Annotated in this window: 5 protein-coding genes; 4 read left to right on the top strand and 1 reads right to left on the bottom strand. The window is 72.3% G+C overall.

What is annotated here, in order from left to right:
* The first annotated feature begins 192 nt into the window (after positions 1 to 192).
* Positions 193 to 750, top strand: coding sequence for a SigE family RNA polymerase sigma factor (locus ABT116_RS40375; RefSeq protein WP_351645008.1), 558 nt, complete (start codon positions 193 to 195; stop codon positions 748 to 750).
* Positions 747 to 1,958 (top strand): WD40 repeat domain-containing protein, encoded by a 1,212-nt coding sequence (locus ABT116_RS40370; protein ID WP_351645006.1) that lies wholly within the window; start codon positions 747 to 749, stop codon positions 1,956 to 1,958. The genes ABT116_RS40375 and ABT116_RS40370 overlap by 4 nt, the downstream gene beginning before the upstream one ends.
* On the opposite strand, the gene dapA is transcribed toward ABT116_RS40370, so the two are convergent.
* On the bottom strand, positions 1,959 to 2,894 hold the full coding sequence (gene dapA, locus ABT116_RS40365) for a 4-hydroxy-tetrahydrodipicolinate synthase (RefSeq protein ID WP_351645004.1): 936 nt from the start codon (positions 2,892 to 2,894) through the stop codon (positions 1,959 to 1,961).
* 198 nt (positions 2,895 to 3,092) lie between these two features.
* Between dapA and ABT116_RS40360 the strand changes: the two genes are divergently transcribed.
* Both ABT116_RS40360 and ABT116_RS40355 read left to right on the top strand, forming a co-directional pair.
* Complete coding sequence (locus tag ABT116_RS40360) at positions 3,093 to 3,512, top strand: phage holin family protein (RefSeq protein ID WP_351645002.1); 420 nt, start codon at positions 3,093 to 3,095, stop codon at positions 3,510 to 3,512.
* Positions 3,509 to 3,874, top strand: coding sequence for a DUF3618 domain-containing protein (locus ABT116_RS40355; RefSeq protein ID WP_351645000.1), 366 nt, complete (start codon positions 3,509 to 3,511; stop codon positions 3,872 to 3,874). Before ABT116_RS40360 ends, ABT116_RS40355 begins: the two co-directional genes overlap by 4 nt.
* Positions 3,875 to 4,125: the final 251 nt, after the last annotated feature.

The raw sequence follows: 4,125 nt of genomic DNA, 5'->3' as shown, positions 1-4,125 counted from the left end.
TTGTTGGGTGACGGGTACGCCTGGAACTGACCGCGCAGAGCAGACGGGACGGCCCGTACCGCAGATGACACTGCGGTACGGGCCGTCCCGTTTTCGTTCCCCGAGGGTGGCATAGCGGGGCGCGCCCGCACGCGTCACAGGGAGTACGGGGGGCGGGCGCAGGGTCCGCCCCGGGGGAGAGCGAAGGTGACGATGGATGCCGAAGCGCAGGAGAGTTTCCGGGAGTTCGTGGCGAACCGGTCGTCCGCGCTGCTGAAGACCGCCGTCCTGCTGAGCGGCGGCGACCGGCACGCGGGCGAGGACCTGCTCCAGAACGCGCTGATCAAGGCGGCGGGCCGCTGGCATCGCATCGACGAACCCGAGGCCTATGTCCGGCAGGTCCTCTACCGGCAGCAGGTCAGCCGCTGGCGGCTGAAATGGCCGAGGCGGGAACTGACCGTCGCCGAACCTCCGGAGACCGGCACCGCCCCGGACGCCTCCGGCGCCGCCGAACTGCGCCTGCTGATGCGCGGCGCGCTCGCCCGGCTGACCGCGCGGCAGCGCACCGTGCTCGTGCTCCGCTACTTCGAGGACCTGCCCGAGAGCGAGGTGGCCCGAATGTTGGGCTGCTCCGTCGGCACCGTACGGTCCGCCACCCACCGCTCCCTCGCCCGGCTGCGTGCCCTCGCACCCGAGCTGGCCGCGCTCGGACCGGCCGCCGCCGAACAGCGGCCCGCCGGTGACTACTCGCCCGTGGAGGTGCGTCAGTGAACGTCGACGAACTCGTGCGTGACGCACTGCGCGACCAGGCCGACGGACAGCCGCCCGCGGCCCCCGGCTTCGCCGACCGGGTGCTCGGGGTCCGCCGGCGCCGTCGCAGCCGACGGCTCGCGACCGCGGCCGCCGCGGCCGTCGCGGTGGTGGCCGTCGCCGTGGCCGTACCGGTGCTGGACTCCGGCAGGCAGGACGTACGCCCCTCGGGCGGCGTGGAACGGGCCGGCATCACCGGCCACCCGGACCAGTCGCCGCCGCGTGATCTGATCGCGGCCGGGCGGGTCGCGCTCGCCGCGTACCACACGACCAGGATCGTCGAACAGTCCGCCGACCGAGCCGTCTCGGAGCGTACGTACTGGCTGCTGAACCCGGGCACGAAGAAGTACGCGAAGGACGACCGGTGGTCGTACGTCGCGGTCGCCCCCGGGCTGAGGACCGCCGCCGTTCTGGAGCGGAACCTGCCCGTGCCGCGGATCGGGCTGCTCGATCTGGCGAGCGGGCAGGTCAAGCGGTGGATCCCGGTGGACCGGCCGGTGGCGGGGGTGGAGTTCTCCGCCGACGGCAGGAAGCTCGTCGCGACGGCGTACAGCGAGAATCCCGACCGCCGGGTGAAGATCGACGGGTCGGAGGGCTGGGACGCCCCGTTCACGGAGTCGGACCGGACCGGGTTCCATGTCATCGACGTGGCCTCCGGGAGCAGTTCCTGGGCCGGGGTGAAGGTCGGCGGGGGCACGGACCACCCCGAGGAGTTCCTCAACTCGCGACAGGACTTCGCGTTCACACGCGACGGCCGTCTCGTCTGGTCCGGGATGCCCACCGAACCCGGCAAGAGGTTCTACGACTTCACCGGCCGAGAGGTCCCGGCGCCCCGGCTGGAGCGGTACCGGGACTGGTTCGTCGAGGCGGGGGTGTCGCCCGACGGGCAGCTCGTGGCCGGTACGTTCGCGGGGCGGAAGTGGAAGACGTCCTCCCTCGTCCTCGACGCCCGCACCGGCAAGCAGCGTGAGGTGCGCGGGCAGCAGTTGCTGGCCTGGGCGGACGGGAACTCGCTCGTCGCCTGGGACATCGGACCGGACGGGAACGAGTATCACCAGCGGCTGGTACTGGTGACCATCGGCGGCGAGAAGACCACCCCGCTCAGCGACTTCCGGTCGCCCGAGGACAACACCGAGGGGCGGTGGGAGCCGGTGTTCGCCGAGCGGTGATCACGTGCTGATCAGGTCGTCGTGGAGCGAGAGCAGTTCGCCGGCCGTCCTGCGGCCGGCCGGCTGAAGGGGGCTGCGGACCGGGCCTGCCGGGAGCGCCAGGGCGTTCAGGAGTGCCTTCGCCGTGACGGTGCCCGGCAGGCCCGCCGACATGATCGCCTCGATGAGGGGAGTGGCCTGCTGCTGGAGGCGGGCCGCCCGGGCCGTGTCGCCCGCGTCGAACGCGTCCAGGACCGCCCGCAGGTGGTTCGGGATCACGTTCGCGACCGTGCTGACGTAACCCGTGCCGCCCACGGCGTACAGCGCGAGGTTGTGTTCGTCGCAGCCCGCGTAGTACGCCAGGTCGGTCCGGGCCAGTACCTTCTGGGCGCCCAGGAAGTCGTGGGAGCAGTCCTTGACCGCGACGATCCTGGGGTGCTCGGCGAGGCGGAGGATCGTTTCCGGTTCGATGCGGGTGCCGGTGCGGACGGGGATGTCGTAGACCATGAGCGGGAGTGCGCAGGCCTCCGCGATCTCCCGGAAATGGGCCTCGATCGCGTCCTGCGGGGGTCTGCTGTAGTACGGCGACACCACCAGCAGACCGTCAGCGCCCGCCTTCTCGGCCTCCCGGGCCAGTTCGGTGCTGTGCCGGGTGTCGGGGGTGCCGATGCCGGTGATCACCTTCGCGCGCTCGCCGACCGCCTCGCGGACGGCCGTGACGAGGGCCGACTTCTCGTCGTCCGTGGTGGTGGGCGACTCGCCCGTGGTGCCGGAGAGGACCAGGCCGTCGCAGCCGTTCGCCACCAGGTGGGTGGCGAGGTGCTGGGCGCCGTCGAGGTCCAGGGCGCCGGACGGGGTGAAGGGGGTGATCATGGCGCAGAGGGTGCGGCCGAGGGGTGGTGCGGGGGGTGTGGGGGGCGCGATGGGTGCCGGATGTGCGGGAGGTGGTGTGGTCATGGGGGTAGTCTCGGCCGGGTCTTCGTGTAGCTCCACTTAATTTTGCTACCAGGTATGTGTAAGTAGTGCTTCAGGGTGGGGCGGGGTGGTGAGCTGGGGGGCGTTGGGTGGCCGTGGTGCGGCGGCGGGCTGGAGCCGGCGGGGTAGCGGCGGGGCCGTCCGGGTACCCGGGTGTTCCTGACGTCGAGAGGAGGCACCGTGACCGGAACCATTGATCATCGGGCCGTGCACGACGAGCGCCGCTCCGTGGGTGAACTCGTCGGGCAGGCCACGGAGCAGCTCTCCACGCTGATGCGGCAGGAGGTGGCCCTCGCCAAGGAGGAGCTCGCCGAGAAGGGGCGGCGTGCGGGGCGCGGCGGTGGGTTGCTCGGGGCGGCGGGCGCCGTCGCGTACGCCGGGCTGCTCGTGCTGTCCGGTGCGGGTGTCGCCGCGCTCTCGCTGGTGCTGCCCGTGTGGGCCGCCGCCCTGATCGTGACCGGGGTGTTGTTCGTGATCGCGGCCGTGCTGGCGGCGACCGGGCGGGCGCAGCTGCGGAAGGCCGCGCCGCCGACGCCCGAGCGGGCGCTCGGCAGTGTCAGGGCGGACGTGGAGGAGATCAAGGAGAGGGCGCATCGATGACGGACGCGACGAGTGGGGCGAAGGGCCCCGATGAGCTGCGGCGGCAGATCGAGCGGACCCGTACGGAACTCGGCAACACGGTGGAGGAGTTGGCCGGGAAGGCGGATGTGAAGGGGCGTGCGCGGGCGCGGGCCGCTGATCTGCGGGACAAGGCCGGGGCGATGACGGTGCAGTTGCGCAGCAGTGCCGCGCAGGCGGGGCACGCCGTGCACGATCGGGCGACGCATGCGGGGCCTCGTCCGGTGCGGACCGTTGTGCAGGCCGGGATGCGGCATCCGAAGCCGGTGCTGGTGGCCGGGGCTGCGGGGGCCGTGGTGGCTGTCGGGGTGTTGCGGTGGAGGCATGCGCACGGGCATCGCTGAGTTTTGCCCGCTTCGGTGGGGCGCGTGCTTTGTCTGACGGCGGAGGGCTGCGTGCTTTGTCTGGCGGCGGGTGAGGGCTGGGTGCTTTGTCGCTGCGTGCTTTGCCTGGTGGCGGGGGGGTGTGCGTTTTCGCCCTGCGCCGGGTGGCGGTCGGGGCCGCGCCGGGGGGTGTCCGTCCTCGGAACGGCGCGATGGGGTCTGACGCCGACTGACTGTTCGTTGACGCGCCAACCGCTGCGGGCGGACACCCC

The sequence above is a fragment of the Streptomyces sp. NPDC002130 genome (genome assembly GCF_040296465.1).
Lineage (GTDB): Bacteria > Actinomycetota > Actinomycetes > Streptomycetales > Streptomycetaceae > Streptomyces.
This window is presented reverse-complemented; position numbering and strand designations above follow the sequence as displayed.

Excerpts from the sequence above, each read along its gene's own strand:
- dapA (WP_351645004.1), bottom strand. The coding sequence starts at position 2,894 with ATGACCACACCACCTCCCGCACATCCGGCACCCATCGCGCCCCCCACA.
- ABT116_RS40355 (WP_351645000.1), top strand. The coding sequence starts at position 3,509 with ATGACGGACGCGACGAGTGGGGCGAAGGGCCCCGATGAGCTGCGGCGG.
- ABT116_RS40375 (WP_351645008.1), top strand. The coding sequence starts at position 193 with ATGGATGCCGAAGCGCAGGAGAGTTTCCGGGAGTTCGTGGCGAACCGG.